Source organism: Pseudomonas sp. ASL4, assembly GCF_056680395.1.
Genome location: NZ_CM155280.1, coordinates 3622553 through 3648298 on the forward strand (window position 1 = coordinate 3622553; position 25746 = coordinate 3648298).

25 protein-coding genes are annotated in these 25746 nt (G+C 59.6%); 11 read left to right on the plus strand and 14 right to left on the minus strand.

Features of this window, described 5'->3' with window-relative positions; all coding sequences use genetic code 11:
• Positions 1–122: 122 nt before the first annotated feature.
• Positions 123–866, minus strand: a complete 744-nt coding sequence (gene fnr, locus AC1MEW_RS16370; RefSeq protein ID WP_201255557.1) for a fumarate/nitrate reduction transcriptional regulator Fnr — start codon at positions 864–866, stop codon at positions 123–125.
• 105 nt (positions 867–971) lie between these two features.
• A complete protein-coding gene (locus AC1MEW_RS16375; protein ID WP_201255558.1) occupies positions 972–1397 on the minus strand; it encodes a potassium channel family protein in 426 nt (141 codons plus the stop codon).
• 322 nt (positions 1398–1719) lie between these two features.
• Between AC1MEW_RS16375 and AC1MEW_RS16380 the strand changes: the two genes are divergently transcribed.
• The 3 genes from AC1MEW_RS16380 to AC1MEW_RS16390 all read left to right on the plus strand — a co-directional run bounded on the left by AC1MEW_RS16380 (position 1720) and on the right by AC1MEW_RS16390 (position 4993).
• Positions 1720–2631 (plus strand): universal stress protein, encoded by a 912-nt coding sequence (locus AC1MEW_RS16380; protein WP_201255559.1) that lies wholly within the window; start codon positions 1720–1722, stop codon positions 2629–2631.
• 291 nt (positions 2632–2922) lie between these two features.
• Positions 2923–4320, plus strand: coding sequence for a cytochrome C (locus AC1MEW_RS16385; RefSeq protein ID WP_201255560.1), 1398 nt, complete (start codon positions 2923–2925; stop codon positions 4318–4320).
• Positions 4321–4345: 25 nt separating this feature from the next.
• On the plus strand, positions 4346–4993 hold the full coding sequence (locus AC1MEW_RS16390; RefSeq protein ID WP_480427044.1) for a c-type cytochrome: 648 nt from the start codon (positions 4346–4348) through the stop codon (positions 4991–4993).
• 210 nt (positions 4994–5203) lie between these two features.
• Here the strand turns inward: AC1MEW_RS16390 and AC1MEW_RS16395 are convergent, their stop codons facing one another.
• The 5 genes from AC1MEW_RS16395 to AC1MEW_RS16415 form a co-directional block, all read right to left on the minus strand.
• Positions 5204–5905, minus strand: a complete 702-nt coding sequence (locus tag AC1MEW_RS16395; RefSeq protein ID WP_322268880.1) for a VIT1/CCC1 transporter family protein — start codon at positions 5903–5905, stop codon at positions 5204–5206.
• 31 nt (positions 5906–5936) lie between these two features.
• Positions 5937–6908 (minus strand): FAD:protein FMN transferase, encoded by a 972-nt coding sequence (locus tag AC1MEW_RS16400; protein WP_480427266.1) that lies wholly within the window; start codon positions 6906–6908, stop codon positions 5937–5939.
• The gene (locus AC1MEW_RS16405) at positions 6898–9078 is read right to left on the minus strand and encodes a PepSY domain-containing protein (RefSeq protein WP_480427047.1); all 2181 of its coding nucleotides are present in this window, start codon (positions 9076–9078) and stop codon (positions 6898–6900) included. Before AC1MEW_RS16405 ends, AC1MEW_RS16400 begins: the two co-directional genes overlap by 11 nt.
• Before the next feature lie 25 nt (positions 9079–9103).
• Positions 9104–9574 carry a DUF2271 domain-containing protein gene (locus AC1MEW_RS16410; RefSeq protein WP_201255564.1) on the minus strand — a complete coding sequence of 157 codons (471 nt, stop codon included), beginning with the start codon at positions 9572–9574 and terminating at the stop codon, positions 9104–9106.
• A gap of 74 nt (positions 9575–9648) precedes the next feature.
• On the minus strand, positions 9649–9972 hold the full coding sequence (locus tag AC1MEW_RS16415; protein WP_480427050.1) for a PepSY domain-containing protein: 324 nt from the start codon (positions 9970–9972) through the stop codon (positions 9649–9651).
• A 131-nt stretch (positions 9973–10103) separates the two neighbouring features.
• Between AC1MEW_RS16415 and AC1MEW_RS16420 the strand changes: the two genes are divergently transcribed.
• The 4 genes from AC1MEW_RS16420 to AC1MEW_RS16435 all read left to right on the plus strand — a co-directional run bounded on the left by AC1MEW_RS16420 (position 10104) and on the right by AC1MEW_RS16435 (position 13883).
• Positions 10104–10763, plus strand: a complete 660-nt coding sequence (locus AC1MEW_RS16420) for a response regulator transcription factor (protein WP_480427052.1) — start codon at positions 10104–10106, stop codon at positions 10761–10763.
• Entirely contained in the window at positions 10760–12118 is a 1359-nt protein-coding gene (locus tag AC1MEW_RS16425; RefSeq protein WP_201255567.1) for a sensor histidine kinase, read from the plus strand. The genes AC1MEW_RS16420 and AC1MEW_RS16425 overlap by 4 nt, the downstream gene beginning before the upstream one ends.
• Positions 12119–12186: 68 nt before the next feature.
• Positions 12187–12756: a YceI family protein gene (locus AC1MEW_RS16430; protein WP_322268877.1), complete on the plus strand. Its 570-nt coding sequence runs from the start codon at positions 12187–12189 to the stop codon at positions 12754–12756.
• Positions 12757–13082: 326 nt separating this feature from the next.
• Entirely contained in the window at positions 13083–13883 is an 801-nt protein-coding gene (locus AC1MEW_RS16435) for a hypothetical protein (RefSeq protein WP_201255569.1), read from the plus strand.
• A 45-nt stretch (positions 13884–13928) separates the two neighbouring features.
• Here AC1MEW_RS16435 and AC1MEW_RS16440 read toward each other — a convergent pair whose 3' ends face one another.
• Positions 13929–14666: a hypothetical protein gene (locus AC1MEW_RS16440; protein WP_201255570.1), complete on the minus strand. Its 738-nt coding sequence runs from the start codon at positions 14664–14666 to the stop codon at positions 13929–13931.
• Positions 14667–15023: 357 nt separating this feature from the next.
• On the opposite strand from AC1MEW_RS16440, the gene AC1MEW_RS16445 reads away from it, so the two are divergent.
• Positions 15024–15896 (plus strand): helix-turn-helix domain-containing protein, encoded by an 873-nt coding sequence (locus AC1MEW_RS16445; protein WP_480427057.1) that lies wholly within the window; start codon positions 15024–15026, stop codon positions 15894–15896.
• Positions 15897–16050: 154 nt separating this feature from the next.
• A complete protein-coding gene (locus tag AC1MEW_RS16450) occupies positions 16051–17322 on the plus strand; it encodes a YbiU family protein (RefSeq protein ID WP_480427059.1) in 1272 nt (423 codons plus the stop codon).
• Between the two features lie 193 nt (positions 17323–17515).
• On the opposite strand, the gene AC1MEW_RS16455 is transcribed toward AC1MEW_RS16450, so the two are convergent.
• From AC1MEW_RS16455 to AC1MEW_RS16465, 3 genes are all read right to left on the minus strand, one after another.
• Entirely contained in the window at positions 17516–18610 is a 1095-nt protein-coding gene (locus tag AC1MEW_RS16455) for a Gfo/Idh/MocA family protein (protein WP_480427061.1), read from the minus strand.
• A 120-nt stretch (positions 18611–18730) separates the two neighbouring features.
• A complete protein-coding gene (locus tag AC1MEW_RS16460; RefSeq protein WP_322270913.1) occupies positions 18731–19618 on the minus strand; it encodes a LysR family transcriptional regulator in 888 nt (295 codons plus the stop codon).
• 192 nt (positions 19619–19810) lie between these two features.
• Positions 19811–20917: an alkene reductase gene (locus AC1MEW_RS16465; protein WP_480427063.1), complete on the minus strand. Its 1107-nt coding sequence runs from the start codon at positions 20915–20917 to the stop codon at positions 19811–19813.
• Between the two features lie 176 nt (positions 20918–21093).
• On the opposite strand from AC1MEW_RS16465, the gene AC1MEW_RS16470 reads away from it, so the two are divergent.
• On the plus strand, positions 21094–21816 hold the full coding sequence (locus tag AC1MEW_RS16470; protein ID WP_480427065.1) for a GNAT family N-acetyltransferase: 723 nt from the start codon (positions 21094–21096) through the stop codon (positions 21814–21816).
• A 155-nt stretch (positions 21817–21971) separates the two neighbouring features.
• Here AC1MEW_RS16470 and AC1MEW_RS16475 read toward each other — a convergent pair whose 3' ends face one another.
• Complete coding sequence (locus tag AC1MEW_RS16475; RefSeq protein ID WP_201255574.1) at positions 21972–22598, minus strand: TetR/AcrR family transcriptional regulator; 627 nt, start codon at positions 22596–22598, stop codon at positions 21972–21974.
• 86 nt (positions 22599–22684) lie between these two features.
• Here AC1MEW_RS16475 and AC1MEW_RS16480 point away from each other — a divergent pair, with 86 nt between their 5' ends.
• On the plus strand, positions 22685–23296 hold the full coding sequence (locus tag AC1MEW_RS16480; protein ID WP_480427068.1) for an NAD(P)H-dependent oxidoreductase: 612 nt from the start codon (positions 22685–22687) through the stop codon (positions 23294–23296).
• Between the two features lie 120 nt (positions 23297–23416).
• Here AC1MEW_RS16480 and AC1MEW_RS16485 read toward each other — a convergent pair whose 3' ends face one another.
• Complete coding sequence (locus AC1MEW_RS16485; protein ID WP_480427071.1) at positions 23417–24532, minus strand: DmpA family aminopeptidase; 1116 nt, start codon at positions 24530–24532, stop codon at positions 23417–23419.
• A 44-nt stretch (positions 24533–24576) separates the two neighbouring features.
• Entirely contained in the window at positions 24577–25680 is a 1104-nt protein-coding gene (locus AC1MEW_RS16490; protein WP_201255577.1) for a polyamine ABC transporter substrate-binding protein, read from the minus strand.
• Positions 25681–25746: the final 66 nt, after the last annotated feature.

Below are 25746 nucleotides of genomic sequence, written 5' to 3' on the forward strand. Positions count from 1 at the left end.
CCGGTTTGAAAGGTTGGCGCGTGGTGATGAACCACTCGGCTCATTTCTTTCTACGCCGTTGGCGGCGCTTCAACCTGATCTGGATCAGACGGCGCGCATGACGATTGTCTGGGCATGGGGTGTTAGCGCAGGGGGCGATGACAGCCCACGACCAGTTGCTTGAGGCCTTCCATGTCCTGGATGTTGACGTTACGGCCCGCGATCTCGACCAGCCCCCGGTCCCGCAGATGTGCAATGCCCCGGCAGATGGTTTCCAGGCGCAGCCCCAGGTAGGAGCCGATTTCCTCGCGGCGCATTTTCAGCACGAAGTCCTTGGATGAGTAACCGCGCATATTCAAACGCTGCGACAGGTTCAACAAAAAGGCTGCCAGGCGCTCATCGGAGTTCATGTTGCCCAGCATCATCAGCATGTCGTGATCGCGGACGATTTCCCGGCTCAGTATTTTGTTCAGGTTGTGCTGCAGTGATGGCAACTCCTGAGCGAGTTTCTCCAGATGCGCAAAGTGGATCGGGCAAACTTCGCTATCCTCCAGGGCAAAGGCATTGCAGGCATGCAGATCGGTACTGATAGCGTCCAGTCCGAGTATTTCGCCGGGCATCTGGAACCCGGTGACCTGCTCGCGACCATCGACCGAGAGCACGCAGGTCTTGAATGAGCCGATACGCACCGCGTACAGCGAGCGCAACGGATCGCCGGCGCGGTACAAGGCTGTGCCTTTTTTCACCTTGAAACGTTGCACGATCAGCGTGTCCAGACGCTCGACCTCCGGGCCGGTAAGGCCAATTGGAAGGCACAACTCCAAAACACTGCAGGTGGAACACGCGGCCTTGAGGTAGTGAATTTGAAGTGGTCGGGTTTCCGGCATGAGAAATGACGCCCGTTGGAAGTGTACCAAGCATAGGTGGCAGGCCATTGCCTGCGCATTTCATTCGGGCATTTGCCGGAGTAATAGACGAACGGGGAAAGGGGGTTATTTGTGCTTCCAGTATTTCTGCATTTCAAGAAACAGAAAGGAGGCCGTCCAACTGATCAGTACCAGACCGGTCAGGGCCTGCAAACCGGTCAGGTATTTGAGTTTGCCCACGGGTGAAATATCGCCGAAACCGATGGTTGTGTACGTGGTGAAGGAAAAGTACACGCAGTCCATGAATGAGCCATCGAAGCTGCCAATCAGGGTTCCCCATTCGCCGGAGCGCGCCATCAGGTAATAGACCAGCGCAAAGCACCAGACTTCTGTCGCGTGGGCCAGCAGGGCACCGAAGACGCCGACGACTATCCTGAAGCGACTCCAAAGCCTGAGCCGGGGCAGCCAGTCGTTCAGGCGCGACAGGCATTCGTAATGGATCACGACGACGATGATGACCACCAGCGTATTGATCAGCGTGACTGCCAGCATGGCCAACCTCCAGTGAAAGGGGGCGAGTGCCAGTCCGCGCCAAGGGGGCGAACAGGCAGCCCATTTAACCTCCGGGGAGATCGCAGGTTCCCCGGATGAACGGCTCAAGCCAGTCAGTATTTATCTACGCCTGAGCGACGCAAAAGCATTGAGTTATATCAACAATGCCGCTGTGAACCTGCGGCCGTTCGTGCGGCGATCGAAAGCCCTCATTTGTTGACAAAGATCAGAGCCCTCAATGGATATCGCCAGATACTGGAACTCGGACAGGACGCCGGGCTTGCATCCGGGCAGGTAAAGCGGTCCCAGGACGAGGTATGTGATGGTCAAACTCAAACGTATCCTATTGATTGCTCCCACCGAAATGACCCGTACTCCGGCGTTTGATCGAGCGCTGGCCCTGGCCAAAGCAACCGGTGCGTTGCTGCACATTGTGGCCTTCGATTATGTCCAGGCGCTGGCGGTGGCCGGCCTGTTTGACCACGACGCCATGGCCCAGGCACGGGAGGGCTATTTGCAGGTGCATTGGCACTGGCTGGAGCAGCAAGCCCGATTTCAACGGTGCGCGGGGTTGCAGGTGACTACGGAGGTGGTCTGGGCCAAATCAAGCCCGGCGCACGTGCTGGCGTATGTGAATGACTGGCGACCCGACCTGGTAATCAAGGACTCCCACCATGTACCGGCCCTCGACCGTGCTTTCCACCGTCCGCTGGACTGGCTGCTGCTGCGCGACTGTCCGTCTACCTTGCATCTGGTCACCGATACCAAAAATCCAAAGCCGTTGAAGATTCTCGCCGCCATCGATCTGTCCCATCTGGAGGAACTGACCCAAGGGCTCAATGACCGGATTCTCAACCTGGCTTCGACGTTGGCGACCTTATGTGGCTCGGCCTTACACGTGCTGAACGTTAGCAACTGGTCGGTAGTGGGCGAAGCGGCGATGAGTGTGCCGACACTGAGCCTGAATGCGAGTTTGAGAGACGCGGTCAACGATGCCCAGGAAGAGGCTTTTGATGTGCTTGCCGAACGCTATGGCATCGAGAAAAAGCGCCGACACTTACTGACCGGGATTCCCCACAAGGTGATCGGACATTTCGCCCAACAGCATGCCTTCGACATGGTGGTGCTGGGCGCGCACGCTCAACATGGGATCGACCGGTTCATCGGCACCACCGCCGAGAGCGTGTTGAACCGCGCGCCGTGCGGTTTGATGATCGTCAAGCCATTGCCCTGACTCGACTGAAAAGATAATACGAAGCTGCGGAGGGATGCTGTTTGTTTTTCGCCAGGCTCTACCTCGGGTTGGCTCGCTGATTCGCCTGGGTAAGCCGCTCAGTATTGAAGTCGAGCGGCAGCCCCCCGCGACCGCCTATCCCCTTGTTCGCTTGTCTATCTGTTTTCTGATGTGGATCAGGTTCCCCGCCAGACCAACTCCTATTTTGAATTGCGCATTGTAAATGGCCTACCGCTAGCTAGGCTCCAGCCAGGGGGTGCCACTGGCCGGCCTCTTTTCAGGGGAATTGAAATGTACGTAAAGGACAACGAAGAGTGTGGGGCGAAGGCGGTGGCTGGGTCATTTCATTTTTGGCCGTTTGGGCGAACGGGGATACTGCTGGGGTTGTTGTTTCTGGTGTTCTGTCAGTCGGCCCAGGCGTTGCCTTCCTTCGCACGTCAAACAGGGCAAAGCTGTGTTGCCTGTCATGCGGGTGGGCAGTTTCCTGAACTGACCCCTTATGGGCGCCTTTTCAAGTTGACGGGGTATACGAACGGCGTACAAACCAATCCCCTGGCCGCCATGATCGTCGGCGACTACACCGGCACGCGTAACAACAGCGACGGTGCGGGCGGCTCGATTTCACCCAAAGACAAGCAAATGCTCATTGATTACTCAAGCGTGTTTTTGGGCGGGAAGATCACTGATGTCATCGGTGGCTTTGCCCAATTCACTTACAGTTCTTATGACCACCAGGATGCCTCGGGAAACTGGGTAAGCCATCTGGGTTCGGACAACTTTGATCTGCGTTATGCCGACCGCAAGGTTGATACCTCACGTGATGTCATCTGGGGTGTCACGTTGAACAACAACCCCACGGTTCAGGATGTCTGGAACAGCACGCCTGCCTGGGGCTACCCCTATGTCAGTTCAACGTTGGGCGCATTTGGCGGCGCCCCTGCCTCGACACTGATTGAAGGCGGATTGGCACAACAGGTGGCGGGGATCGGTGCCTATGTTTATTTGAACAAATCGCTCTATTTGGAGCTGACCTCCTACCAGACAGCCAAAGACACGTGGTCGTTTCTAAGTCTGGGCAACAAGAAGGGCGACACCTACCATCCGTTGACTTACATGGATGGCTCAAGCCCTTACGCACGGCTGGCTTATACCTATGAGTGGGGCGCCCAAAACGTGATGGTGGGGGCCTTTGCAATGAATGCCAAAATCCTTCCCATGGATGACTCCAACAATCCGGTCTACGGCCAGGGCAGCACCGAGTACCGGGACACAGGCTTTGATGCCCAGTACCAGTACCTTCTTGATCCACATGCGTTCACTGCACAGATACGCTATGTGAAAGAAGAGATCAGAGACCACACCCAGACACTCTACGACGGCCCCGCGTCCCTGCGATCATTCAAAGTGAAAGGCAGTTATGTGTACCTTGCCAAGTATGGTGCGAGCCTGGCCTATAGCAATGTCAATGGCAGCTCGGATGCAACGGCGTATGCGGACAGTGCCAACTTTTCACCCGATACGCAGATGTGGACGCCCGAAGTTTTCTGGTTGCCGATGCAGAACCTGAGGGTCGGACTGCAATACAACTATTTCACCCGCTATCTGGGCGCATCCAACAACTATGACGGCAACGGCCGTAATGCCAGCGACAACGACACCACTTATCTTTATATGTGGTACGCGTTTTGATCAGTTGAACGCAGGGGCGTAGACCATGGACGCAATGGACATGAAGAGTACTTTCAAACCGTCACATCTTATTCTTGCCCTCTGCGTAACCGCGTTCATGGGCTGTACGAGTACGAACGAAGAAACATCGCCCATGGCGGGTATCGCCATGGCGGATAAAGTTTGTTCCATGTGCCATGGGCTGACAGGGGAGTCCATCTCACCGATGTTTCCCAAGTTGGCCGGTCAGCAAAAAGACTACCTGAAGTTGCAACTGACTGACTTCAAGGGCCATCAGCGCAGCGACAAGGCCGGGACTCAGTACATGTGGGGCTTCACCCATTTGACCGAGACCCAGATCGCCGAATTGGCAGATTATTTTTCAAGCCAGAGCCCCATGAAGGCTGACGCCGATACGCCTGATGCGCGCGGTGAACTGATTTTTCGCACGGGGTTGCCGGAATCGGGCGTCGTTCCGTGCAGTTCCTGCCACGGTGCGGAGGGCCAGGGCAATGGGCAGTTTCCGCGCCTGGCGGGTCAACATGCCTACTACATGATTCGCCAGATCAAGGTTTTCCAGGAGACCGAGCAGCGCCCCCGTGGCGCGATCATGAAGCAGGTCACTCATTCACTGTCTGATGCCGACGCTGAATCTGTTGCTCATTACATTGCGACACTGGGGGAAAAAAAATAATGGCTGTTGCGGCACCTGTGACGCGTCTGAGGAGACGTTGTGTGACCTGAAAGTGCACGTAATTGAGCCCCTCGCGTTACCCGTGCGGCGGAGCGGGCCAAAGTCGTTCGCGCCACGGTCATCGGTTTCGTCATCACACCGTTGCTGCTGATTGCGGTGTCTTTGCGGAAAAGACCTTCGCCCTTTGTGTTTTTGGAGCATGGCCGCGATCTAAACCACCGCCCCGAACAGCGATCCCACCAGCGCCGTGATGCCCATGGCCAGCACGCCCCACAGCGTCACGCGCCAGGCGCCGGTCAAGATGTTGGCCCCCCCGGCCCTGGCCGCGACGGCCCCCAGGCTGGCGAGAAAGACCAATGACATAGCGCAAATCCACGGCACAACGCTGTGCGCCGGGGCGATGAAAATCACCGCCAGCGGCAAGGCGGCGCCGACCACGAAACTGGCGGCCGAGGCGAGGGCGGCCTGCAGCGGTTTGGCCGTGAGTACTGCGCTGATGCCCAGTTCGTCCCGGGCGTGAGAACCCAGGGCGTCATGGGCCATCAATTGGTCGGCCACCTGATGCGCCAGTTCGGCTGATACGCCGCGATGCATGTAAATATTGGCCAGCTCAATGTGTTCCGCTTTCGGGTTGCTGGCCAGTTCGGCCCGTTCCCGGGACAGGTCTGCCCGTTCGGTATCCGCCTGAGAGTGCACGGAGACGTATTCACCCGCCGCCATGGACATGGCGCCCGCCACCAGCCCGGCCATACCGGTCACCAGCAACGTTGAGTGAGTGGCGTTGGCCGCGGCGACGCCGATCAACAGGCTGGCAGTGGAGACGATCCCGTCGTTGGCCCCCAGGACGGCGGCGCGCAGCCAGCCGATACGATCGCTGCGATGAGACTCGGTGTGCCTGTGCATGAATTTCATTGTTTAGCGGGACTCACTGTCATGGGGCGGTTCATATCGGACGGGTTTCAATTTGCGCCTGCAACTGGCCGCCGACAATGGATATTTCCTTGAACTGTTCACCGTCGCGCAGCACGAACAACGCGTCCATCCCGCGTTCCTGCGCCAAGCGTGGGCCTTCGATTTCACCCAGCACCATCAGCGCCGTGGCCCAGGCGTCGGCGAGCATGCACGAAGCCGCCACCACGGTGACAGCCGCGAGCGGGTTGCACAGCGGCGCACCCGTTACAGGGTTCATGGTGTGGGCGTAGGACTGCCCACTTACATCCACCCAATGTCGGTAGTCCCCGGATGTGGCGATGGCGGCGTCGCCAAGCTCCATTACCCCCATCACTTCACGTACGCCACGGTGGGGTTTTTCAATGGCCACGACCCAGGGTTGAGCACCAGCCTTGACGCCTCTGGCGCGCATCTCGCCGTCGATGCCGACCAGATAACGAGTGATACCAAAACCTTCCAGGCAACGGGCCAGTTCATCGACACCGAAACCCTTGGCGATGCCATTCAAATCGAGGTTCAGCGGCGCACGTTTACGCACTTGATTGCGTTGCGGGTCAACCACCAGGGCGGCGCTGGCGGACAGTCGCGCTCGCGGCGGCGCCGTCCCGAGGGTTTGCTCTGTGATGGATTGTTCGCCGGGACCGAAGCCCCAGGCGTCCACCAGATCACCGACAGCGATGTCGAAGGCGCCGGCGGATTGCTGACTGACCCGCAGCGCGGCAGACAGCACCGTGGTCAGCTCCTTGGGTACCGACAGCCATTCCTGCTCGGGGGCGGCGTTGAGGCGGTTGAGGTCGGAATCGGGTCTCCAGGTGGACATTTGCTGGTCCACCCGGCCCACGGCGCGTGCCAGGGCCTGGCCGATCTCGTCGGTATCGATTCCGGCCGCCGCATAGAACAGGGCGGTGTAGCGCGTGCCCATGGTCTCGCCGTTCAGGCTGTAGCGTTGCACCTCAGTAGACATCTTCACGGTAGCGTCCTTGTGCCTTGAGGGTCAGCACACTCAGGTTGAGCGGTGCCAACACTTCATCCAGGGCCAGCATCACGCCTTTTGCCATTTCGCGACTGCCACACACCAACACCTGAGCGCCTTTTTCAATCAACCGGCGCAAAGCCAGGGCATCGCTGATCAGCCGGTCTTGCACGTAACTGCGGTCTTGAACCTGGGAAAAAGCGGCGCGCAATTCAGTTAGGCGTCGGTCTGCCAGATAACGGTTGAGCTCCGGTTCGTAGAGAAAGTCCGAGGCCGGGTTGCGTCCGCCCCAATACAAGTGCATCGGGTGTCGGGCCTTGTTGTTGCGGATAAAACCGGCCAGGGGACCAATGCCGGTGCCAGCGCCGATCAGGATCACCGGGTGCGCACCCGACGCTGGACGGAATTGCGGGTTGGGCTGGATGAACGCTTCAATCGACGCGCCGATCTCTAGGCCATGCAGGTACTCCGAACACAGGCCGCCTTCGTGTTTGCGTACGCAGATTTCCAGCACGCCGTCTTCTGAGCGGCTGGCCAGCGAGTAAAAACGCGGGACCGGGTTATCCGGAGGAAAAATCCCGACCAGGTCACCGGCCTGAAAGCTCGGCAGCTCGCCCGGTGCCTTGAAGCGCAGGACGTGGGTCGGAGCATTCACTTCTTCGCCGTAGACGATGCATTCGGTCAACTCCAATTGATGGGTGCACGGTTGCTCCGGTGTGTGGACCAGGGTCAAGTCATGCCCCAGTGCTTCGGCCAACGCGTGGCCCCAGCGCGAAAATTCCTGGGAGGACTGGCGGTTGACGGTTTCCAGCCCCAGCAATGGCGAGCCACCGGCCTGCACCATCGCGTCCTGCACTTGATGGGCGTACTGACAGAACTGCTGAAACTGTCGATCTCCCAAACCCAGTACCGCGAAGGGCAGGCCGGGTTTGACGCCGACCTGGTTCAGCCGTGTCAGGAACTGCGAGGCCGAAGCCGGGGCATCACCATCACCGTGGGTCGCGGTAAGGATGAACAGCCGCTGGGCATGGCGGTAATTGCCTTTCCATTCATTCATCGCCGCGCTGTGCACCCGGTGCCCAGCCTGGTGCAAGGCATCATGCAAGGTTTTGGCAAAACCCCAGGTGCTGTTGTTTTCACTGCCCACCAGAATCACGCTGTCGGCGGAGTGGGCGGGACTGTTGTGGCGGATGGTCGGGCCGGCCTTGCGGCGGCGCCACCAGAGCAGGATGCCGGTCACGCTCATCAACGGCACGCAGAGGGCGCAAAGGCCAAGCGGCAGGCCCAGCCACCAGAGGCCTTCACCGGTGTGCAACTGGTAAATCAGTTCGTAAACGTTGTGCATCGAGTCGTGAGCTTGCCAGGACAACAAGGTGCCGCTGGCCGGGTCCACGTAGCCGTCGCCCTGAGCCGTGCGCAGGGCGAACACGTCTTGCGGGTTGCCGGGGCTTGGGTAGACCAGTTCGCGCAGGTCATTCAGGTCGGTGGCCTGCAAGGCTTGCAGGTTCGCCACCGGCAACGCCGGGCCAGCGCTGATGTGGGTGGGGAAGGCCGGTTCACTCTGACTGCCATCGGCGATCAAGCCGAAGGTGGTGGCGGACATGTAGAGCCCGCTCAAGGCTGACAGCAGCAGCCCAAGCACGGCCAGGCGCCCGACTTCGGCGTGCCAGCGCTGGCTGAACGTGCCGCGCAGTGGCCGCAGCAGATTGCGCCAGCCGCCCAGGCGCCGGGCCAGCAGCAATGCGCCGGACACCGACAGTATCAACATGAACAGCGCGCCAGCGCCCGACACCCCGTGGCCCGGAGTGCCCATGAACAGCGAGCGGTGCAGGTCTTTCATCCAGCGTGTGAAGGCGGACGGCTCGTAGGGCGCGAGGCCCTGGCCGGTCGCCGGGTCGACCTTTTCGGTACCGGACTGACCGTTCTGGTTGTAGTAGACGATGACCGTCCCGGACGCTGTGCGCTGGATTTGCTCCACGCCCGGAAAGTGACTGGCGACACGTCCGGCCAACTGGCCGACGTTGAGCTGCCCGGCAGCGGTGGACGTGCTGTGCAGGCGTTCCAGCGCTGGGTCAACGGACAATACCGCGCCACTGATGGCCAATATCATGACCAACAGGGCGGCGATCAGGCCGGGCAGTGAATGGAACTGGCGAAGCATGTTCAGCCTCCAGAAATCGCGGGTGCTACAGGTCGTAAGTGAACGAGTCGACGTAAGTGCTGCCGGTCGCCGGTTTGCCCGAACCCTTGGAGGTCAGTGGCACGCTGACATCGGCGCGGGCTTCACGCTTGTTTTCCACGGCGCTGTCGATATGGATCTGATACCCGGCGTCGATCAAGGTGTCTGCCAGTTCAACGCTGACTTTGAGCGTGCGTCCGCTGCCGACACTGGCGCCGCTGACCCCGTCAAACTCGCTCGGATTCATGCCGCTGCCACGGGCCCAGTCGGTCAAGTGCCGGTAGTACTTGGCCTTCTTGCCAGCCACCCAAAGGGTCTTCTGGTATTGGCCATTGGCGTCGGTGACGTAAATCGCCAGGTACGCATCGTTACCGCCGTAGTCCTTGAGCTGGGTGGTCAGGGTCACTTCACGGGCCTGGGCCAGCCCCGGCAGGGCAACGGCACCGGCGAGGCAGGTTGCAGCGATGATTTTTTTCATGAGGATGTCCTGTTTGAACGTTGTGGCGAGAGCCTGGACCTGCTGGCTGACAGCAACCTGAAAGCCTGGAAAAATCATTCTGAGTCCGGGCTGGCGAGGTAGTCGCTGGCATCACCGTCGTCGCCGAAATCGACTTGCAACGTGCGCAGGCGCAGGGACGTCGGTGCGTAACGAGCTTCGATGGCGTTGCCCTTGCGGTCAGCGCCCTTGAGCTTGTAGCAACCGTTATCGACCTTGATGCGCTGCACGCTCCAGCCGTATTGCTGTTCTACTTGCTGACGCAAGGTTTCACGCGGTTGCCAGTCGTTGACCGGGTCTTTGCAGTCGTCATCGGCCAAGGCGTAGCCGCTGAGCAGCACACTCAACAGGGCAGAACTGGCAATAAATGCTGATTTCATGATCTGTCTCCTGCCGGATCGGCATCTGAGGCATACCCTAAGGTGCATTCCTGACAACCAGCTGAATCTTCAGATTCACGTCAGGTAAGGCGGTTAAGGTGCTGCACGACAACCATCACAGGAGGTGCCAGATGCGGGTTTTATTGGTCGAGGATGCACCTGGGCTGGGGGAGGCGGTGCGCGAGCAGATCGCCGATGACGGCCACGCCGTCGACTGGGTGCAGCGCCTGGATCATGCGCGCAACAGCGTGCGTACCACGCCTTACGACCTGATCCTGCTGGACCTGATGCTGCCGGACGGTCGCGGCCTGGACTTTTTGCGTCAGCAGCGCTCAGCCGGGGACGTGACCCCGGTGATTATCCTGACCGCCCAGGACCAGATATCCGATCGTATCGCCGGCCTCAATGCCGGGGCCGACGACTACCTGATCAAACCGTTCGACCTGTTCGAGCTTTCGGCCCGTGTAGCCGCCGTGGCCCGACGTTACAGCGGTAATCCCAATCCACAGATCAAGCTCGGTGATTTGCAGGTCGATATGAGCGCCCGCACGGTGCAGCGCGGCGGCGCGACCGTGGATCTGACGGCTCGGGAATGGGCGCTGTTCGAAGCCTTTGTCCAGCGCCCCAGCGCGTTGTTGTCGAAGTCGCAGCTCGAAGAACGCTTGTATGCCTTTGGCGCCGAAATCGAGAGCAACACCATCGAGGTCTATATCAGTCGCCTGCGTAAAAAACTCGGGCGCGACCTGATTGAAACCGTGCGCGGCATGGGTTACCGGTTGATGTCCGTATGAAGTCGTCGTCAAGCCTGCAAAAACGTCTCGGCCTCGGTTTGACGCTGGGTATGACCTTGCTCTGGCTGGGGGCAACCGTCGGTGCCTGGCTGGTGGTGCAACATGAGTTGAACGAGGCGTTCGACAGCGCCCTGGAAGAAACCGCGCAACGCATCCTGCCCCTGGCCGTGCTGGAAATCAGCAATCGTGAAGAACCCCGAGAAGCACAACACATCGCCACCCTGAAGGTGCGTCAGGAATACCTGACGTACCTTGTGCGCGATGCACAGGGCAAGATTCTGATGCAGTCCCACGACGCCAACCCGAAGATCTTCAATAAACAACCGGGTGAAGGGTTTTCCACCACTGAAAAATACCGTCTGTATGGCGCGAGTGCGCTGCGTGGGACGCTATTCATCGAAATCGCCGAACCTCTGGATCATCGCCGTGAAGCCGCGCGGGAAGCCTTGTTTGCCTTGTTGTTGCCATTGTTGGCGCTGATTCCCATCAGCCTGTTGGGCACCTGGCTGTTTGTACGCATCAGCCTGCGCAGCGTGTTGGCCTATCGTCGTGCCGTGGAAGCGCGTGGCGTGGGTGATCTGTCGCCGATCAAAGTGGCACGGCTGCCGGCGGAAATCGACCCGTTGGCCGATGCGGTCAACCATTTGCTGGAGCGTTTGCGTAAGGCTTTGGAGGCCGAACGCAGCTTCACTGCCAACAGCGCCCATGAACTGCGTACGCCTTTGGCTGCGACATTGGCGCAGATCCAGCGCCTGCGCCACGAAGCGCCGGAAGGCCCGTTGCGCGTGCGTGCGGCGAAGATCGAAAACTCGTTACGGGAGTTGGCGCGGCTCTCGGAAAAACTCATGCAATTGGCCAAGGCCGAGGGCGGCGGGCTGTTGTCCGAAGCGCCCCAAGACCTCATTCCGTTGCTGGCCCATGGGGTTGATGAGTGGAACCACAGCAGCGGGCAGCGCATCGCGTTGCAGTTGCCCGGCGGGGCCAGTGTTTACTCGGCTATTGATCCGGACGCTTTCGGCATCCTGTTGCGTAATCTGATCGAGAATGCGCTGAAGTACGGCGCAGCCGATCAACCGGTCGAGGTCAGCCTCAGCGATCAGGCATTGCTGCGAGTGCTCAACGGCGGTCCGGCGGTGCCAGAGCCAGTATTGCGGCGCCTGACCGAGCGCTTTGTGCGGGGCAATAGTGAAACGAGCGGTTCAGGCTTGGGGTTGGCCATTGCCAAAACCATTGTCCAGGGCGTCGGCGCCAGCATGACCCTGGCCTCACCAGCGATGGGCCGGGAGCAGGGGTTTGAGGTATGCGTCCAGTTTCAACTCGCACTCAATGGAGAGACCGACAGGGTCGATGGCTAGACTTTCTCGGCAGGAATGCTATGACTTATGCACGGGCGTTCCTCAAGGCCATCCGAGCGGAGCACTCCATGCGTGTTCGATTTCCTCATTTCATCGCGCTGTTGGCGGTCGTCGCACTCGGCAGCTTGCCCTGTGCCCAAGCCGTCGAATACAACCAGGTCAACGCCGCCGCCAGCCAGATCAGTTTCACCTTCAGCCAGTTTGGCTCGCGGGTCTACGGGACGTTCGGCCAGTTCGAAGGCACCCTCGATTTTGATACGCAAAATCCCGCAACCGCCCACGCCGTGCTCAACATCCAGCTTGCGAGCATCGACGCCGGCAGCAGCGACGCCAACACCGAACTGAAAAAAACGGCCTGGTTCGACACGGAGCACTACCCGCTGGGCACCTTCAAATCGACCAGCGTCAAAGCCCTCGGCGGCGACCGTTATCTGTTCATCGGCGACCTCACGCTCAAAACCATTACCCGCAAGGTCGAGGTTCAAGTCCAGTTGAAACCGGAGAGTGGCATCGGTGTGTTCGTCGGCGAGTTCGCGCTCAACCGTGACGACTTCAAGGTCGGCGAGGGCGAGTGGGCGGACGGGGTTGTCTCCAAAGACATCAACATCCGGTTTCGGATGGTCGCACCGCAGCGGTAATCTGACGAAAGCAGTATGTGAGATCCACCTCAATCCCTGTGGGAGCGAGCTTGCTCGCGATGACTCAGGCACATTCAGGCACCGGGCTGTCTGTCAGACCGCTTTCGCGAGCAGGCTCACTCCCACATTGGCTCTCTGGCAGACGCAGTATTTGAGTTCAACCGTCATCCCCTGTGTCCCGCTGACGGGAGGGCATTCCCCGCAAACCGTCCTTTTGTATCCTGGCAGCTATATATCAAGGTGCCGGTACCGTATCGCCGTCAGCTGCTAAGCTACGCCGGTGAAACGCCCGAGTTGAACGCGATGCTCTGCAAGGAGGCAGGCTGATGGTGATCAAACGTATTGCCGGTTTAAGTGCGCACGCGGTTCCCGAACCTTTCGTTCGAGAAGAAGTGGAGCGAGTGCTGGCGCAGCTTCTGGCCAGTCCATTGTTCGCCAAATCCCGGCGGATGGGCAGCCTGTTGGGCTTTTTGGTCGAACACGACCTTCAGTTCTCGAACATTCCCCTCACTGAGCACGCCATTGGCATCGCGGTGTTTCGCCGTGATCCGGCGGTCTACTGCACCGGTGACGACCCAGTGGTGCGGGTGCAGGTCGGCCGATTGCGGCGCAAGCTCGTCAGTTATTACACCACGCTTGGCCAGCACGACCCGGTGCGCCTGAGCGTGCCGGCCGGTTCTTATCGGCTGGTCTACGAGCGACGTTCGCCCAAGGTGGCCGGCGCCCACCATCCGGTTCTGCAGCTTCAGCCGTTCACCTGCATCACCCACGACGGCAGCGACTTTACCCAGGGCTTGTGCGAAGAATTGAGCTGCAGGCTGTTCCAGTCGTTCGAACAAACCCAGACCCATGCCAACCATGTATTGATGAATATGCCTCGAAGCAGCCTCAAGGCAGCGGTTCCGGCACGTGCGGGGCGGGGCAGTTATTTGCTGGAGGGTAGCGTGCGGGTCGAGCCGGCGCGTGTGCGGGCGTCGGTACGCCTGATCGACGTGGCCCAGGGACGGATTCGCTGGTCCGGGCAGTTTGATCGCAAGCAACCATACGGCATCGCAACTCAGGAGGATCTGGCAGAGTCTATCTGTCGGTCGCTGACGGGCTATTTCGCCCAGGGCTGTGACGATTGATGAGCAAGAGGGACAACCGCAAAGCTGTCCCTCTTTGTGTGGCAGTTAAGGCGTTGTCCAGCTACCACCCGAGTAGAGGCGGACCGCATCGTTACTGTCAGTCAGGTTGATTTCGATTGATTGCGAGCGCGAGGTACTGAACATCGTGCTGGTTTGCACGTTCTGTTCGAACCACACGAGGATCGTCTCTACGGGCGTCAGTACAGTCGAGCCGGTGACCACCTGTTGCGAGGCTACGTAGATCGGCGTGGAGACCTGTCTGCCATCAATGCCAGTGGACAGTTGGCTGACCCCTGGGTGAATCGGACCATAGTTGTTCAACAGCGTGATGGAGATCTCAGGGCCGCCGCTTGACGCTGGGCCCAGCAAGCCAGACGTGTCGAGTGTTGCCTGTTGCCCCAGGCCGATGTTGACGAGATTGGTCGAAACATCAACCTGCACGTTGGCCTGGAATACATTGGAGCCGAACAACTGGTACTGAGGCGTCCAGCTGAACGTGTTGTTGCTCAGGTAGTTGGAGTAGGACTGCCAGACCACATTGTAGTCTTCGTTACCCACCTTCTTGGCGAAGCACAGCTTATAGTTGGACTGCTTGAGTTGTGTCAGGTCCGCCGAGGCGATCTGGATCTTGACCGACTTTTGGGTAGCCGCCAGGGAAGACGTCAGCACCTTGCTGTAGTCGGTCGTTTTCAGGGCCGTCGGTGCGGCGAGGAGCGACTTGACAGCCTTTTGAAGGTCGTCGTGCAGTGCTTGTTTGATGCTTGCTGCGCTTGACTTACTCATGGTGTCCCTCTGTTCTGTCTTGGTTGTGTTTAGGCAATCAATGGGCAGCGGGCGTCGAAGCAGACAAACGATCAGGCAGCACCCGTGACAGGTCTTCCATGCCTCCGCTGGCCGGAGGCGGGCGTTGCCGATGATGTGTCACAACCCTGTAAGCACATTGACGGCTTCACATTAGGCTCGACGGGCAGAGTGGCGAAGTATCTTGGCGTTACATTCGCAAGGGGCGTTGATGCGCTGACGGTCAGCCAAGTAACAGGCTGAGTAACGAGGTTGTATCAAAGCACTGCGGGTTTTGCTGTAAACCGGGTGATACGATTCTGGCGTTTGAGTTTGTCCGTCGAGCAGGAACGCATTGTCATGAAGCCGAGTTTCGAGAAAATCCCCACGCCAACCGATGCCTCGTGGTCGATGCTCAACCGTCGGCTGGCCGATGACATTCCGTTCGAATGGCACCACCACCCTGAATATGAATTGACCCTGACCCTCAACAGCCGTGGCCATCGCTATGTGAGCAGCGACGTGCGGCTTTACGATGACGGCGACCTGGTGCTGCTGGGGCCGAATGTGCCGCACAGTTGGTGTTCCGCTGAACTCATTGACCCGGAGCAGCCCCACGTTGCGCTGGTCATCTGGTTTTCCCAAGCCTGGGCTCAATCACTCGTAGCGCTGTTTCCGGAGTTGGGTTCATTGCAGGCGCTACTGGCCGCCGCGCAGTGTGCGTTGCACTTCAGTGAGCCGGCCTCAAAAGAACTTCGCCCCATCATCGAGGCGATGGTGGATCAGCAAGGGCCGGAGCGATTGGTGTCGCTGCTGCAAGTGCTGACCCGACTGACCCGTGACACCGATGCCCAGAGAATTCTCCCCGATAAACCGACCGACGCCGCCGTCGTGCCGGGCGAAGACGTGCGCCTGCAACGGGTGCTCGAGCATATCCACGCTCACTACGTCGAGCCCCTGGCCATCCCCGAATTGGCGGACATCGCCTGCATCAGCGTTTCGGCGTTTCATCGCATGTTCCGCCGTCATACCCATTGCACGGCGCTGGACTACATCGCCCGGTTACGTATTGGCCGGGCGTGTGCGCTGTTGCTGCAAGGCAATAACCCCGTTGCGCTGATTGCCGAAACGGTAGGTTATGCGTCGCTGGCGCTGTTCAACCGACAATTCAAGGCACAGAAGGGCATCGCCCCCAGCAATTTCCGAAAGCGCCACGGGCATCATTTTCGGTAACGCGATTACGGCAGACACGGGTTTGCGTACACCCGATCCATCGTGGGCTGTACGCCACAATCGTATCGGTCAACGCGGTAAATCCGACTGAGCCGAAAAGGGCGCAAATGTTTTAGTGCAGGTGGCTTTTAACAACCCTCAGCAGGCCGCCACCATGAGCAACTATCACACCTTCCAAAGCGCTGTCCTTCCAGAACACTACCAAGACAACATCGTGCGCATGAAGCGTGCCTTGCGTGCGCAAATAGGCGATGTGGATGCCCTGTTTACCGAAGTGAGCGCGTTCATCGAAGCAGAAATTATCTCGATCAAGGAACAGCAAGCCCGGACCGGCAGCGCCTGGCCGATACTGGACTACTCGACCATTGCCGCAGGCAAAGTGACAGAAGGGCAGTTGGCGATGATTCGCCGCCGTGGCTGCCTGGTGATAAAAGGGCACTTTCCCACAGAACAAGTCGCCGAATGGGACAAAGGCTTGCTCCAATACCTTGATGACAATGCCTTCGATGCCACCTACCGCGGCCCGGTGGACCAGTTCTTCGGCAACCTTGACGCCTCACGCCCCGAGATCTTTCCAGTCTATTGGTCCCGCTCGCAAATGCAGGTGCGCCAACACGAACGCATGGCCACAGCGCAATCGTTCCTCAATCGACTCTGGAAAACTCATTCCCGGGGCCAGCAATGGTTCGATCCCGATGTGAATGCGCTGTACCCCGACCGGGTACGCCGCCGTCCGCCGGGCACAACCTCTAAAGGGCTTGGCCCGCATACCGATTCCGGGGCGCTGGAGCGATGGTTGCATCCGGCTTACTTGAAGGTCTTCGACAACATTTACCGCAATGACTTCAAGGCCTATGACCCTTGGGACGCGGCTTATCGCACTGAAGTCGACGAGTACGCCTACCAGAACACGGTGAAGTGTTCGGCCTTCCGGACCTTCCAGGGCTGGACCGCGCTGTGCGATATGAAGGCCAATCAGGGTGTGCTGCACACGCTGCCGATTCCCAAAGCCATGGCTTATTTACTGCTGCGACCGCTGCTCAACGATGTCCCGGAGGATGAATTGTGCGGTGTCATGCCGGGCAAAGTGCTGCCGGTTTCGAAGCAGTGGCATCCGCTGCTGGTCGAGGGCTTGAGCCCGATCCCTGACGTTGAGGCTGGCGATTCTGTTTGGTGGCATTGCGACGTGATTCACAGCGTCGCGCCAGTGCTAAACCAGCAGGGCTGGGGCAACGTGATGTACGTGCCGGCGGCGCCGATGTGTCCCAAGAATCGGCGATATGCCAAAGATGTTTTTGACGCCTTCGCCGTGGGAGCCTCCCCGAGTGACTTCCCGAGGGAGGATTATGAAAAACACTGGAAGGGCAGATTCAGCGTCGATGAATTGAACGAAATCGGGCGCTTGGGTCTTAATGTCGCGAAGTGAAGGCGTTGGAACGACGAAAATCCTGTGGGAGCGGGCTTGCTCGCGAAGAAAACGCCGCGGTTTTTCAGGAACTACGCGTCATCGTTCTTCGCGGGCAAGCCACGCTCCCACAGGTTCTTAGTCTTAACTGGATGGCATTAAGGCTTGCCGGCGATGGCGATTTCAGGGACACCATCGCGGACAAGCCTTGCTCCTACAGAAGCGCCAACTGATTGCCGGTCTTGGCCACCTCCAACAACCGATGCAGCCGCAGCGCATCCTCAAACGTCGCCGCCGCATGCGTCCCGTCCGCCAGATCCTGCGCAAACACGTGATACAGCTCCGCCAGTTCCAGCACCGCCGACGGCAATTCAGATTCAGGCAAACGCTGATAACTGTCCGGCAATGGCAGGATTTGCAGCGGCAGGTCATCGCCGTGCGCACCTTCGATCACATAGTCATCACCCACGTCGCCGAAGGCTGAGCGGTTGGTGATTTTCAGGTCGCCCTGATCGCCAGTGATGTCGATCTGCACGCCCGAACCATTGCGCTTGCCGCCCTCGATATGGATCGAAACCACCGCGTCGTTTTCCAGCAAACCACTGAGCACCAGTTGATCCGGTGCGGTGCTGTCCAGCACTTCGCCGGTTTCGACGATGGTGACTTTCGGGAACTGACTGACCATCAACCCCGACACACTCAACGGCCAACCGGTGGCGGTGAACAGCATGTCGAGGAAGTGCCCGGCGTAGATGGCGATGACGCTGGAGAAGTTTTCCTCGGGAGCGGTCCAGCGCAGAGAGTTGGACCGCAGCGCCTGTAAGTAATGGGTGCTGACGTGCAGGCGCACCGAGCGCAACTGGCCGACATAACCTTGCTGCAGCAGGTCTTGCAGGTAGCGGTTGTGCGGCGCATGGCGGCGTTGCAGGCCGACGATGTGGCGCACGCCGGCATCCTTCGCCAGGTGCACCAATTGTTCGGAGGCGGCGGTCGTGGTGGTCAGTGGCCATTCGCAGTAGACGTCTTTGCCGGCGGCGATGGCGGCACGCACGGTGTGTTCGTGTTGCGGCGCGGTGTTGAGCACCACCACCAGATCGACCTCGGGGTTATGGATCAAGGTGTCGAGCGAGTCGGCGACCTGAGGAATGCCGTACTCGCTGGCCGCCGCTTCGGCGCGTTCACGGTGTTCGCTGTAAATCGCTTGCACGTGGTATTGCGGCAGTAGAGCGAGCACGCGCAAGTGGCCGTGGCGGGCCCAGGTGCCAACGCCGACGATGCCGACGCGAATGGGGGAATGTGAAGTGGTCATAGGTTTAGCCTCGTAAGGTGGATGGCAGACGAGGCAAAGTCTAGGGAGCGCAGGCTTGAGGAAAAACGGGCTAAAGGGCCGAACACTCTGGACAGAAACGGCGTTAATCCGACGCCGGTTTCAGACCTTGAGAATGTTGTCCTTGAAGAAATCGATCAACACCCGCAGCCTCGGTGCAGTCTGCTTTGACGCGGGCCAGAGCATCCACAGGTTGCCGGTGTGGTCGGTGTAATCCTCGAGCACAACCTTCAGTCTGCCGTCAGCCAATGGCTGGCGAATTGAAAAATCCGGCAGGCAGGCAATCCCCACCCCGTCAATCGCCAGGTACGTCAGCGGATCCATCGTGGTGCAGGTCATGGACTTCGCCAGATTCGGCTCGATGTGCGTCTCGCCAATCCTCAGCGGCCAGCGTTCGATCATCCCCGTCGCCGGAAACTTGTGCAGCAGACAGACGTGGTTGATCAGCTCGTCCGGGTGCGTCGGGTTACCGTGGCGCGCCAGGTACTCCGGCGACGCCACCAGTTGCAGCTGATAACCACCGAGTTTGCGCGCCATCAGCCGCGAGTCTTGCGGCGCGCCAGTGCGGATCACCGCGTCGAAACCTTCCTCAATCACATCGACCATGCGGTCGGACATGTCCACGTCCAGCTCGATGTCCGGGTAGGCGCGGATGAACCCGGCCAGCACCGGCATGATCAGCACGTTCTGCAACGGCACGCTGATGCGCACTTTGCCCCGAGGCGTGGCGGACAACTCCAGCAGCTCCATTTGCGCGGCTTCCACTTCACTGAGGATGCGCTTGCAACGATCCAGGAACAGCTCACCTTCGGTGGTCAGCGTGACGCTGCGGGTGCTGCGATGGAACAGCCGGACGCCCAGGCGTTCTTCCATGCGCGCCACACTTTTGCCGACCGCCGAGGAGGAGATTTCCAGCAAGCGCCCGGCTTCGGTGAAGCTGCGGGTTTCGGCCACCTGAATGAAGGCCGTGATACCGCTGAGGCTGTCCATCATGGGAGGTGTGCTCGATGCAGGAGGGTTGAAGCAGAGTAGAGGCGGGCGGGGGATTTGCAAAGGGGAGTATCGGAAGCCAGGGGGCCGCCATCGCGAGCAAGCTCGCTCCCACATTTGATCTCCTTATGACGAAGATCCCCTGTGGGAGCGAGCTTGCTCGCGATGGCGGCTTAACATTCAACGCAAAGCTCAGGCACTTTGTTGATAAAACGGATAATCCGTAAACCCAACCTCGCTACCACCATAAAACGTATCCCGGTCATAAGCATTCAACGGCCGATCATGCCGAATACGTTCCGGCAAATCCGGGTTGGCAATAAAGTCGCGACCAAATGCCACCAAGTCCGCATCACCCGCCTGCAAAATCTTCTCGGCAGACTCAGCCGTAAAGCCCCCGGCAGCCATGATCAAACCGTCGTAGTGACGACGAATCAACTGCGCCGCCACCGGGTTCTGGTCCTTGCTCTCATCAATCGAATTGCCCAGCACACGCGGTTCGATCAAGTGCAAATAGGCCAGTTTCAACGGCGCCAGTTGCTCGGCGACGTAGACGAACAGCGCTTCAGGATCGCTGTCCTTCATATCGCCGAATGTACCGCTCGGCCCCAGGCGCACCGCTACGCGTTCACTGCCCCAGACCGAAATCACGGCGCGGGTGATGTCCAGCAGAAACCGCGAACGCTTGGCGATGCTGCCGCCATAGGCGTCGGTGCGACGGTTGCTGCCGTCCTGCAAGAACTGGTCGATCAGGTAACCGTTGGCGCCATGGATTTCCACACCGTCAAACCCGGCAGCCAAACCCCGTTGCGCGGCGCTGCGAAAATCTTCGACCAGTGCTTCGACTTCCGTTTCGCTGAGGGCACGGTGCGGCGTGCTCGGCACCCAACCATTGGCGGTGTAGGCGACCCCGTCGTACTCGACCGCCGAGGGCCCGACTGGCTGAGCACCGTTGGGTTGCATGTCGCTGTGGGACTGTCGGCCGGCATGGAACAGCTGCAAAAAGATCCGTCCGCCCTTGGCGTGCACTGCCTCGGTGATGGCTTTCCAGCCAGGGATTTGCGCGTCGTTGTACAAGCCCGGCGAACCGAGGTAGCCGTTGCCGGTGGTGGACACGACGGTGGCTTCGGAAATGATCAAGCCGCCGTCGGTGGCCCGCTGCGAGTAGTACTCGGCCATCAACGCACTGGGCACATCGCCGGGCTCGGAACGCATGCGCGTCAGCGGCGCCATGACCACGCGGTGGGACAGGGCGTGTGGGCCGATATTGATCGTGGAAAGCAGGGTTGGGTGATTCATGGTGACCTCCAGTAAGTGACTTGAGGCCACCTTAGGCCGATCGCCGTGCGGGAAAAACGGGCTGGCGATCCGCTCTCTTTGGACCGATTGCTCCGTAATCACCGTGCGGTGTTAATTCCTTGGCACGTTACAATGCCCCGGCCCGCTGCGAACGAATCCCCGGAGTCAGATATTCGATGCCCCAGATCAGCCATTTCAAAACCCCATGCCCCGAGCACATCAACAGCCAGATCCTGCAACTGGTCGTCGACAACCTGACCGAGATCAGCGCGGTGGCCTTGCCGCCGAGCAACCTGTTGTACAACGTGTACCAGTATGCGATCGGCTATGAGGTTCACCTCTATCTGGAAGCGTTGAACGGGCTCAAGGGGATGGCGGTTGAGTTGATCGTGGCCACGGATGTCGACGACCCGGAGAAGGTCATCGGCTTCGTGTTGTACCTGCCGGTCAAGGACGATCCCGAGGCGTGCGGTGTGGCTTATATGGCCGTGGATTCCGGCCATCGGCGCCAGGGAGTAGCCCGGGCGATGCTGCGCGAGATGGTCGGTCGCTACCCTCACGCCGAGCTGACTTGCAGCGTCGGCAAGGTGCCGTACTTTGAAGCGCTGGGCTTTCAAGTGGTGGGTGTCCGCGCGACTCAGGTGCTGATGAACACCCGTGATCACGGCACCGACGGCTTGATGGCGGTGCTGGACACGGCACCGATCTACAGCTCGCTGGAAGTGCGGCAGATTCATACGTACCTGCTGCAAAAGCACGGTAAGCGGCCGATGACCGATGCCGAGAAACAGCGGGATCGGCATCTGGATCAACTGACACGCAAGGCCAATGAATTTGTGCGGGGGCGGTTGGGTGATGATGCCGTTCCGGCGATGGCGCCCAGATTGCGGTTGGTCTAACCCTTCAACCCAACACACATTCCCTGTGGGAGCGGGCTTGCTCGCGAAGGCGTCGTGTCAGGCAACACTTTTGTCGACTGAACTGATGCTTTCGCGAGCAGGCTCGCTCCCAAAAGGGGTTGATGGTGGTTTTCAGATAGTGTGCAGATCAACTCTCAGCTACTGCGGGAGGATCTTTCAACCATCCCTTTTATCGTTTCGAACAGTTCGTCCTGTGCCTGCTCTGCGCTGAGCTCTCCATTCGCAGCGGCATTCGACAAAGCCTCGGCGGCACCAAGCATCGCCCGCAAACTCGCGGGTTTGATAGCACCCGTTCCAGCGAAAGGGAGCAGGGCGTTGTGGCACTTGTTCAGGAAGATCGCTTCGTACTCACGCTTGATCTTCTCCAGTTCCGGTGTACTGGCCAGCGCTGCAATCACGCCGGGGATTTCGTTGCCCTGCAGCAGCACGCACGCCACATACGACGAAGCGATAACGTTGGCCGTGCTGGTCAGCGTCGGCTCGCACGTCAGCAGCGCCGCGTCCATGAGCGCGGTCTGTCGGGTGTCGAAATCCTGATACAGCGCCGCCAGTAAACCCGAGCGGGTGGTGAAGTGATCGTAGACCACCGGTTTGGTCACGCCCGCCAATTCGGCGAGGCGGCCGAGGGTCAACGCATCCGTCCCTTCCTCCCGAACCATTTGCCAGGCGACGTCCAGCAACTGGCGCTGGCGGTCCTCTCGTGACAAGCGACGACGGGGTTGAGGCGTGGAATCCTGCTCGTTTGTTTCGGTGGTTGACATGGCTATGTACCAAAAGTAACTTACTGATCGTAACTTACCAAGAGTATATAAGGTCCGCCCTGTGCTCTCAATCAGGAGTTTTCAGCATGCACGCACTTATCGTTGTGGCTCATCACGATCCTAGGTCGCTCACCCATAGTCTGGCGGCACAGATTGCGCAGGGAGCTTTGCAGAGCGATGCCGACAACACCTATGAAATCGCCGATATTTCGGCTCAAGGCTTCGATCCCAGGTTCCGCGCGGCGGATCTGGCGGTTCATCACCGAAAAGCCGGGTTCCCTGCCGACGTCGCGGCTGAGCAGGCACGGATTGACCGCGCCGATGCGTTGGTGCTGGTCTATCCGGTTTACTGGTGGTCAATGCCGGCGTTGCTCAAGGGCTGGATTGATCGGGTGTTCGCCAATGGTTGGGCGTTCGATTTCAGTTCAGATGCCAAACTGGTGAAAAAGCTTGGCCACCTGCGGGTTCACTTGGTTGGTGTTGGCGGCGCTGATGCCGGAACGTACGCCCGGCATGGTTACGACGAGGCGATGAAAACGCAGATCGACCATGGGATTTTCGGATACTGCGGTGCGCGGGTGGTGACGTCCGAATTGTTACTGGACTCGGAAATTCAGGCGCCGCAGATTCACTTGAAGACCGCGCGGGACTTGGGTCGCAACCTCTTCAAATCATGTGAAGTGACCGAGGCGGTGTGAGCACCCACCGACCCTTATGGGAGCGAGCCTGCTCGCGAAGGCGATATGTCTGCCAGCATCTATGTTGGATGTTATGGCCTCTTCGCGAGCAGACTCGCTCCCACATGGGATGGTTGGAGATTATTCGGTTCCTGGCCAACCGGCCTGACGCAAGGCTTTAAGCAGTGTCGCGGCATCCAGCCCCGGAACCGCATGCCCATTGCCTTCAGCCGTTTCACCCGCCAGCAACGCATTGATGATTGCTTCTTCTACGGCTTCGGTGGCGGCCAGGAACAGTTCGCTGATGTGGTCGTTGTTGACCATGCGCAGGTTGTCGCAGGTCGGTGCTTTTTTGCTTTCATACGCGGCGGGCGGCACATCGTTGCCGGTCGCAAAGGCGATGAAGATGTCGCCGCTGTGGTCTTCGTTGCCGCCACCGGTGCGAGCCAGACCGAGGCTGGCGCGCTGGGCCAGGCGAGTGCACTGGTGTGGCAGCAACGGCGCGTCGGTTGCCAGGCAAACCACAATCGAGCCCATGCCCGGATGCGGCAGCGAGGCTTTGAGGAACGGTGAATCGGCCTTTTCCATATAACGCCCGACGGGGTAACCATCGACCCGTAACTCGTTGCGGATGCCATGGTTGGCCTGGACGATCGCGCCGACCGTCCAGCCGCCCTGGGCACTGCTCAACCGCCGCGACGCGGTGCCGATGCCACCCTTGAATTCGTGACAGATCATGCCGCTGCCGCCGCCGACATTACCCTCGGTGACCGGACCACCGACCGCCGTGCGCAGGGCCTCGGCGACGTGTTCGGGCTTCACATGAAAGCCGTTGATGTCGTTGAGCAGGCCGTCGAAAGTCTCCAGCACGACCGGCATGTTCCAGTAGAGTCGCCCGTCGTCCGGTTGCTGCTCACGGTCCAGCACAATCAGCGCATCGCGGACCACGCCGAGGCTGTGGGTGTTAGTGAAGGCGATCGGGCTGGTCAACAGGCCAGCCTCGCGAATCCACTCAAGGCCCGTGGCGTCGCCATTGCCGTTGAGCACATGGACGCCGGCAAAACACGGCTGTTGGCTGGTGGACCCGGCACGGGGCTCGATCACGGTGACGCCGGTCAGGATGTCGCGACCCTTGGCGGTGCGGCCTCGCACATCGCTGTGGCCGACCCGTACACCGGGCACATCGGTGATCGCGTTGAGCGGGCCGGGTTGCAGTTGGCCGAACTGGATATTCAAGTCGCGGGCACGTGGTTTCATGCGGGAACTCTCAGGCACGTTAAACAGGAGGGGTGGATGCCGGCTCAGTTGCCGTTCTTAATGTTGCTCCAGGAGCGCGTGCGGACACGTTCTATCTCATGGGGCTGGGGTTGCAGGGTGAATGCCTTGGCGATCACCTCGGCTGAGGGGTAGATGTTGCTGAACTCGTGCACCTGGTCCGAGAGCAACACGGTCGCGTCTTTGTTGGCATTGGCGGTGAGCGCCAGGTTGGTGGCGGGCGCGATCACTTCGGGGAGCAGCAGGTAGTTGATAAAGGCCAGCCCCTGTTTTGGATTGCTGGCGTCGTTGACCATGACCAGGTTATCGGACCACAGCGGCGCACCTTCGACCGGAATGCTGTATTCAATGTTCACCCCCTTCGCGGCTTCATTGGCGGCTTGCTTGGCACCGAACACGGTGCCGGACCACGTCAAGGCGACGCAGATATCGCCGTTGGCCAGGTCGGTCTGGATCTTCGACGAATTGAAATAGGTGATGTACGGGCGCAACTTGAGCAGCAGTGCTTCCGCTTTTTTGTAGTCCGCGGGGTTACTACTGTTGGGCGGCAGGCCGAGATAGTGCAGGGCGATCGGGATGATCTCGGCGGGAGCGTCCAAAATCCCCACGCCACACTGGCTGAGCTTGGCCAGGTTTTCTTCTTTGAACAACAGATCCCAGGAGTTCACCGGCGCTTGATCTCCGAGGGCTGCGCGGACCTTGTCAACGTTATAGCCAATGCCGTCGGTGCCCCACAGGTAAGGAACGGCGTATTGGTTGTCCGGGTCGTTCGCGCGCAGCTTTTCCAGCAACACCGGGTCAATGTGTTGCAGATTGGTCAGTTGGCTACGGTCCAGTTTCTGCAAGGCTCCGGCCTTGATGAGGGCCGGCAGAATGAAGTTACTGGCCACCACCACGTCATAACCGCTATGGCCAGTCATCAGCTTGGCTTCCAGTACTTCGCCACTGTCGAAGGTGTCATAGACGGGTTTGATCCCGGTGTCGCGCTGGAAATCTTTCAGCGTGGTCGGGCCGATGTAGTCGAACCAGTTGTAGATGTGCACGGTGGGCTGATCCGCCGCTGCGAGCGCCATCCAGGTCGACAGACAGGCACCCAGTCCCAGATTGAAATACGTGCGGTGACGACTCATGATGCGGCACTCCTGGCCTGCGTCAGGCCGGTGGTAGATAAGAGTACGCAGCGTATCGATCGGGGT

Coding starts and splice junctions, on each gene's coding strand:
- fnr (WP_201255557.1), bottom strand. CDS start 866: ATGCCGGAAACCCGACCACTTCAAATTCACTACCTCAAGGCCGCGTGT.
- AC1MEW_RS16375 (WP_201255558.1), bottom strand. CDS start 1,397: ATGCTGGCAGTCACGCTGATCAATACGCTGGTGGTCATCATCGTCGTC.
- AC1MEW_RS16380 (WP_201255559.1), top strand. CDS start 1,720: ATGGTCAAACTCAAACGTATCCTATTGATTGCTCCCACCGAAATGACC.
- AC1MEW_RS16385 (WP_201255560.1), top strand. CDS start 2,923: ATGTACGTAAAGGACAACGAAGAGTGTGGGGCGAAGGCGGTGGCTGGG.
- AC1MEW_RS16390 (WP_480427044.1), top strand. CDS start 4,346: ATGGACGCAATGGACATGAAGAGTACTTTCAAACCGTCACATCTTATT.
- AC1MEW_RS16395 (WP_322268880.1), bottom strand. CDS start 5,905: ATGAAATTCATGCACAGGCACACCGAGTCTCATCGCAGCGATCGTATC.
- AC1MEW_RS16400 (WP_480427266.1), bottom strand. CDS start 6,908: ATGTCTACTGAGGTGCAACGCTACAGCCTGAACGGCGAGACCATGGGC.
- AC1MEW_RS16405 (WP_480427047.1), bottom strand. CDS start 9,078: ATGCTTCGCCAGTTCCATTCACTGCCCGGCCTGATCGCCGCCCTGTTG.
- AC1MEW_RS16410 (WP_201255564.1), bottom strand. CDS start 9,574: ATGAAAAAAATCATCGCTGCAACCTGCCTCGCCGGTGCCGTTGCCCTG.
- AC1MEW_RS16415 (WP_480427050.1), bottom strand. CDS start 9,972: ATGAAATCAGCATTTATTGCCAGTTCTGCCCTGTTGAGTGTGCTGCTC.
- AC1MEW_RS16420 (WP_480427052.1), top strand. CDS start 10,104: ATGCGGGTTTTATTGGTCGAGGATGCACCTGGGCTGGGGGAGGCGGTG.
- AC1MEW_RS16425 (WP_201255567.1), top strand. CDS start 10,760: ATGAAGTCGTCGTCAAGCCTGCAAAAACGTCTCGGCCTCGGTTTGACG.
- AC1MEW_RS16430 (WP_322268877.1), top strand. CDS start 12,187: ATGCGTGTTCGATTTCCTCATTTCATCGCGCTGTTGGCGGTCGTCGCA.
- AC1MEW_RS16435 (WP_201255569.1), top strand. CDS start 13,083: ATGGTGATCAAACGTATTGCCGGTTTAAGTGCGCACGCGGTTCCCGAA.
- AC1MEW_RS16440 (WP_201255570.1), bottom strand. CDS start 14,666: ATGAGTAAGTCAAGCGCAGCAAGCATCAAACAAGCACTGCACGACGAC.
- AC1MEW_RS16445 (WP_480427057.1), top strand. CDS start 15,024: ATGAAGCCGAGTTTCGAGAAAATCCCCACGCCAACCGATGCCTCGTGG.
- AC1MEW_RS16450 (WP_480427059.1), top strand. CDS start 16,051: ATGAGCAACTATCACACCTTCCAAAGCGCTGTCCTTCCAGAACACTAC.
- AC1MEW_RS16455 (WP_480427061.1), bottom strand. CDS start 18,610: ATGACCACTTCACATTCCCCCATTCGCGTCGGCATCGTCGGCGTTGGC.
- AC1MEW_RS16460 (WP_322270913.1), bottom strand. CDS start 19,618: ATGGACAGCCTCAGCGGTATCACGGCCTTCATTCAGGTGGCCGAAACC.
- AC1MEW_RS16465 (WP_480427063.1), bottom strand. CDS start 20,917: ATGAATCACCCAACCCTGCTTTCCACGATCAATATCGGCCCACACGCC.
- AC1MEW_RS16470 (WP_480427065.1), top strand. CDS start 21,094: ATGCCCCAGATCAGCCATTTCAAAACCCCATGCCCCGAGCACATCAAC.
- AC1MEW_RS16475 (WP_201255574.1), bottom strand. CDS start 22,598: ATGTCAACCACCGAAACAAACGAGCAGGATTCCACGCCTCAACCCCGT.
- AC1MEW_RS16480 (WP_480427068.1), top strand. CDS start 22,685: ATGCACGCACTTATCGTTGTGGCTCATCACGATCCTAGGTCGCTCACC.
- AC1MEW_RS16485 (WP_480427071.1), bottom strand. CDS start 24,532: ATGAAACCACGTGCCCGCGACTTGAATATCCAGTTCGGCCAACTGCAA.
- AC1MEW_RS16490 (WP_201255577.1), bottom strand. CDS start 25,680: ATGAGTCGTCACCGCACGTATTTCAATCTGGGACTGGGTGCCTGTCTG.